Here is a 4,053-nt window from a genome sequence, read left to right on the forward strand (position 1 = left end):
TACGATGACCCCCCTCCCCTTATGAGGGGGGATGTAAAAAAAGTTCTGCACCTCGCTCGAGGTGCAATGAAACGAGAATGAGCGATCAGCATCTGTATCTTCAATGAAATTAGCCTAAACATTGCTAAAGAGAGCTGATTCACCTTCGGGTTCATCAGCTCTCTTTTTATTTTTCGACCTTTTCCAAGTTTCACTTTGCACAAATTCTATATTCTCCAACTGTTTCTTGGAACAAATCATTCACGGGAATCTTTAATTCTTGAGCCAGTCTATTCCAGGTATTTGGAGTTCCTTTACATAACCCCTTTTCTAATCGGACAAGGTAACTATACCTATAACCTGTCTTCTGAGCGAGTTGCTTTAACGTGACTCCTCTTGCTAAACGCCATTCTCTTAAATTATTCTTCCTGTCCACTTTTGTCCTCCTACTTGCCTCAATACATCATCATCTAACTTACGTTGTCTGATTCTGTGAACATTATAGCATTAATTGTTTAATCTTGTAAACTATTAGAGGAATACTGATTCGCACAAAGAATGCATGCCCTAGATCTGTTCTAGCCCTTTCCGGCAATACTAATCATAATATTTTTCTGATAATAGTCCTTCAAATTTAGAGAGGGGATTCTACGTGCTCGAATTAGGAAAAAAGATCAAAGAATTGAGAAAAAACAAAAACTACAGTGCTCGAGAGCTATCCGAGCGTTCGGGTGTCGCCCGTAGTCTCATTAGTCAGCTTGAAACCGGTAAACGACAATCGACAAGCATGGACACAGTATATCGATTAGCGAAAGCTCTCGACGTTACCTTATCTTATTTATTTACTGAGGAGCCAAGCGCAGATTTCCCGTCAGCCTATAGGCAAGCTAATGATTCTTCGCATTTTAGCCTCAATGAGAAAAGCCTACCCTATCTGGATACTCTCCAAAGAGCCCAGAAGGCAGGACTTTCACCTGAGCTTTTAAATGAGTTAATCGATTTAATTCTACGTATACGCCTTGAGAACAAATAATGTAACAAAGCCCAACCATGCATCTGTAATTGGGCTTAGCTTAGCTTGCCTTATTACTCTCCAGATTTATATATTATTTTACAAAATATATGATATAATTGACTATATTCTTTAAAAACAGCACTGAAATTCTTATAGACTTCAAGGAAAGACACAAAGTTTAAAACTTTGTGTCTTTCCTTTATGAGGAGGAATTACGTGAAAAGTAAATATACCCTTTTATTTATTCCCCCCAATCACGCACCTGCCCGACAATTTCAATTCTCTATTAAGGGTAAACGGATCCTTATTTCCGGGCTTCTAACTCTAGGGGTCCTTATCATTGGCTTATTTTCTCATAACCTCTATTTATCCCACACCCTTCAAATACAAGAAGCTGACTTTCAGGCTGTGAATCAACTCAAATTAACCAATCAGGAAAAAGAACAAGAAATTAAACAACTCAAAGAAGAATCGTCAAAAATGGCGCAGGACCTGGCAACGATTCATGAACTTGAATTAAAAATCTCGTCCATCTTAAAGATCGATCCGGCAGTCTCACGAGTGAGCCAAGGTGTTACTCCTCAATCCTTTTCCTCAATGGCTTCAGGTGATCCCACTTACACTTCTAATCAACTTACGCTTCTAGAACAATATTATGATCTAACGCTTCAACATAAAGATCAAATTGAACACACCCCGAGCATTCTTCCAGTTGAAGGAGAAATCGTCTCTCCCTTTGGTTATCGTCAGAATCCCTTTGGAAAACGTTCCGATGAATTTCATAATGGCGTTGATTTTGCCGTTAATTATGGTACCCCTGTTCATGCAACTGCAGCAGGAACCATCACCTTTGCTGGCTGGGATCCAGCCTACGGACGAAAAATAGAAATCGATCACGGCTCTGGAATTGTAACCTTCTATGGCCATAATTCACGTTTACTCGTTAACATCGGAGATACCGTTCTTAAAGGAGATGTTATCGCTTATAGTGGCAACTCAGGTCGCAGTACAGGCGCCCATCTACATTATGGCGCCCTCGATCACGGGAAATCGATAGATCCTCTAACGTTTACAAACTTTACAAAGGAGCAATAAGATATGTGGGAAAAGAAGCCATCTAATCCATTTCAGACCGGAACACCCGAAACAACCTACATTGCTGCAGACTGTGAATTTTCAGGAAAGATCACGCTTAAGGGAAATGCCCGTATCGATGGACAAATTGAAGGAACAGTAGCGATCACCGGCGATTTAATAATTGGTCCAAGTGCCATTCTCAAAGCAACTATCCAAGCCAACACGGTCAGTATTTCGGGAGAGGTTCGCGGAAATATTACCGCACAGGAGAAACTAGAACTGAGTCCAAGCGCTCGATTGTACGGCGATATCTTTACCCAGCAGTTAAAAATTGATCAAGGTGCTAAGTTTATCGGTACGAGTCGACTCTTCGAAGATGCCAAAAAAGATACCGCCGTAGCAAGTATTGAAAAAACTATTGAAGAAAACAGACCCACCCACTCCAAGCGGCGATAATTATCGTTGTATGGTATTATTTCCAACGGAAGAAGTCTCCAATATGGTTATTTTCCTGGCATCGGATGATTCCTCTTATTCGTCAGGATCAGAATTTGTGATTGACGGCGGTATGATTTCCGACTTATAATTCCTGACCGTTGACACTATAAGCAAAAGGGATCCGATCTACCGAGAACGGTAAACCGGATCCCTTCATCTATTTAACCTCTCCTCTCACTTCCAGGACGGCTATGGCTTTGGCCAGTTCTGTGATGCTCGTGGAGAGTTCATTCAGCTTGCCTTCGATTCGTACTAACAGATAGGCGCTAACAACGATGGGAAAGCCGAAATTTCCGACCATAGTTAAGATTTCTTCCATGCCTTACCCTCCTTTCTCCTCGACTCCTCCTCTTAGATTCCTAACCCCACGTTCCTGACCCAACTTTGATGTTAAGGGAAGGCGATACGGGCTTAGCCTCAGCCTCTCGCCTCCCCCTCCTCAATCAGATCTTCATCACCTTAGCTTAGACGACCGGTACATCGTAAAGATCATTGGTTGTGGTATCTACGATCTTGATATCACGCTTCGAAACCCAAGCTCCACCGGTACCGGTGAAGATATTCTTAGCAATGATTAAATCCATGACGGTCTCGATCTCGGCCGCCGTGATCCCCGCTTTGGGATCCGACAAGGTGAGACTTACGGCTCCCCCCTGAGCATTAGCAAAGACCATTCTCAGGACTTTTTTGCTGGTTGTTGCCATCTTCGAGTTCCTCCTTTCTTCCAACGTTATTTTCCTTAAGCTTTTATCAGCTCAGGGAAAGAATTAGACGAGTGCTGCGGCGAGTTCGAACCGATTGTCGCGGCGCACCGCTGTGAGCGGATATTGCTGTAAACCATAGAGCGCATTCGCGACATCAAAGACATCCTGGTCCAGAGCAGCTACTAAAACATTCGGCAAACTCCGCTGACGTAACATAGGGGCACCCAATGTGTTTAGTCCTACCTGATAGGTCACGACCAAGACTGAATCTTTGGCTGTAGATGATACGGCCATTCTTAACACCTCCTTTCAATGTTTTAAACAGATGTTCTCAATGTAAAAAGCAGCCGGACCTGCCGACTGCTTTTTACAAGGGATGTTCACGTATCTCCGGGCAGGAAGAGTTCGCGAACTGTTTCCCTGCCCGAGAACACCTGTTCTGTTATTAGTTTATCCAACGATGAGCAACCTGTCAACAGGTTGACCCGCGATTGGTTATGAAATTACACGTTTCAGTTCATTTATCCTCCAGCAAGGTCTCCCAAGAGGTCCCTACGGCCTCAGCAATCCGCATGGCCCAAGTGGGATTCATTTCCCGCCGTCCGCGTTCTAAATCGCTGATAATCGTCGGTGAAATTCCCGTTCGCTCGGCAAGCTCTTTCTGGGTTGCAATTTCTGCGCGTAACCGCAAGGTTCTTACTTTGTTTCCATAATAAACAACTCCACTTTCCATTCTGTCGCCCCTCTCCATTACATTACATTCTGTAAGATCAAAATTCT

At 43.2% G+C, this 4,053-nt stretch carries 10 protein-coding genes; 4 read left to right on the plus strand and 6 right to left on the minus strand.

Annotation, left to right across the window (positions count from 1 at the left end; translation table 11 throughout):
- The coding region (locus VM640_RS14585; RefSeq protein ID WP_325393477.1) for a hypothetical protein at positions 1-194 on the minus strand (194 nt) is incomplete at its 3' end.
- Positions 191-415: a helix-turn-helix domain-containing protein gene (locus VM640_RS14590; RefSeq protein ID WP_325393479.1), complete on the minus strand. Its 225-nt coding sequence runs from the start codon at positions 413-415 to the stop codon at positions 191-193. The genes VM640_RS14590 and VM640_RS14585, both read right to left, overlap by 4 nt.
- A 216-nt stretch (positions 416-631) precedes the next feature.
- On the opposite strand from VM640_RS14590, the gene VM640_RS14595 reads away from it, so the two are divergent.
- From VM640_RS14595 to VM640_RS14610, 4 genes are all read left to right on the plus strand, one after another.
- Complete coding sequence (locus tag VM640_RS14595) at positions 632-1,012, plus strand: helix-turn-helix domain-containing protein (RefSeq protein ID WP_325393481.1); 381 nt, start codon at positions 632-634, stop codon at positions 1,010-1,012.
- A 198-nt stretch (positions 1,013-1,210) separates the two neighbouring features.
- Positions 1,211-2,089 carry a peptidoglycan DD-metalloendopeptidase family protein gene (locus tag VM640_RS14600; protein ID WP_325393483.1) on the plus strand — a complete coding sequence of 293 codons (879 nt, stop codon included), beginning with the start codon at positions 1,211-1,213 and terminating at the stop codon, positions 2,087-2,089.
- A 3-nt stretch (positions 2,090-2,092) separates the two neighbouring features.
- A complete protein-coding gene (locus VM640_RS14605; protein WP_325393485.1) occupies positions 2,093-2,527 on the plus strand; it encodes a bactofilin family protein in 435 nt (144 codons plus the stop codon).
- Between the two features lie 10 nt (positions 2,528-2,537).
- On the plus strand, positions 2,538-2,657 hold the full coding sequence (locus VM640_RS14610; RefSeq protein WP_325393487.1) for an SDR family oxidoreductase: 120 nt from the start codon (positions 2,538-2,540) through the stop codon (positions 2,655-2,657).
- 69 nt (positions 2,658-2,726) lie between these two features.
- On the opposite strand, the gene VM640_RS14615 is transcribed toward VM640_RS14610, so the two are convergent.
- From VM640_RS14615 to VM640_RS14630, 4 genes are all read right to left on the minus strand, one after another.
- Positions 2,727-2,888, minus strand: coding sequence for a YvrJ family protein (locus tag VM640_RS14615; protein ID WP_325393489.1), 162 nt, complete (start codon positions 2,886-2,888; stop codon positions 2,727-2,729).
- A gap of 145 nt (positions 2,889-3,033) precedes the next feature.
- Complete coding sequence (locus VM640_RS14620; RefSeq protein ID WP_325393491.1) at positions 3,034-3,273, minus strand: DUF2922 domain-containing protein; 240 nt, start codon at positions 3,271-3,273, stop codon at positions 3,034-3,036.
- A 63-nt stretch (positions 3,274-3,336) separates the two neighbouring features.
- Positions 3,337-3,567: a DUF1659 domain-containing protein gene (locus VM640_RS14625; protein WP_325393493.1), complete on the minus strand. Its 231-nt coding sequence runs from the start codon at positions 3,565-3,567 to the stop codon at positions 3,337-3,339.
- A 223-nt stretch (positions 3,568-3,790) separates the two neighbouring features.
- On the minus strand, positions 3,791-4,053 hold a 263-nt coding region (locus tag VM640_RS14630; protein WP_325393495.1), incomplete at its 5' end, for a helix-turn-helix transcriptional regulator.

Origin of the sequence: Desulfitobacterium sp., assembly GCF_035539115.1 — a bacterium.
Taxonomy (GTDB): domain Bacteria; phylum Bacillota; class Desulfitobacteriia; order Desulfitobacteriales; family Desulfitobacteriaceae; genus Desulfitobacterium_A.

What these genes read in the sequence shown, in the direction of transcription:
- VM640_RS14605 (WP_325393485.1), top strand. Translation starts at nt 2,093, where the DNA reads ATGTGGGAAAAGAAGCCATCTAATCCATTTCAGACCGGAACACCCGAA.
- VM640_RS14610 (WP_325393487.1), top strand. Translation starts at nt 2,538, where the DNA reads ATGGTATTATTTCCAACGGAAGAAGTCTCCAATATGGTTATTTTCCTG.
- VM640_RS14615 (WP_325393489.1), bottom strand. Translation starts at nt 2,888, where the DNA reads ATGGAAGAAATCTTAACTATGGTCGGAAATTTCGGCTTTCCCATCGTT.
- VM640_RS14620 (WP_325393491.1), bottom strand. Translation starts at nt 3,273, where the DNA reads ATGGCAACAACCAGCAAAAAAGTCCTGAGAATGGTCTTTGCTAATGCT.
- VM640_RS14625 (WP_325393493.1), bottom strand. Translation starts at nt 3,567, where the DNA reads ATGGCCGTATCATCTACAGCCAAAGATTCAGTCTTGGTCGTGACCTAT.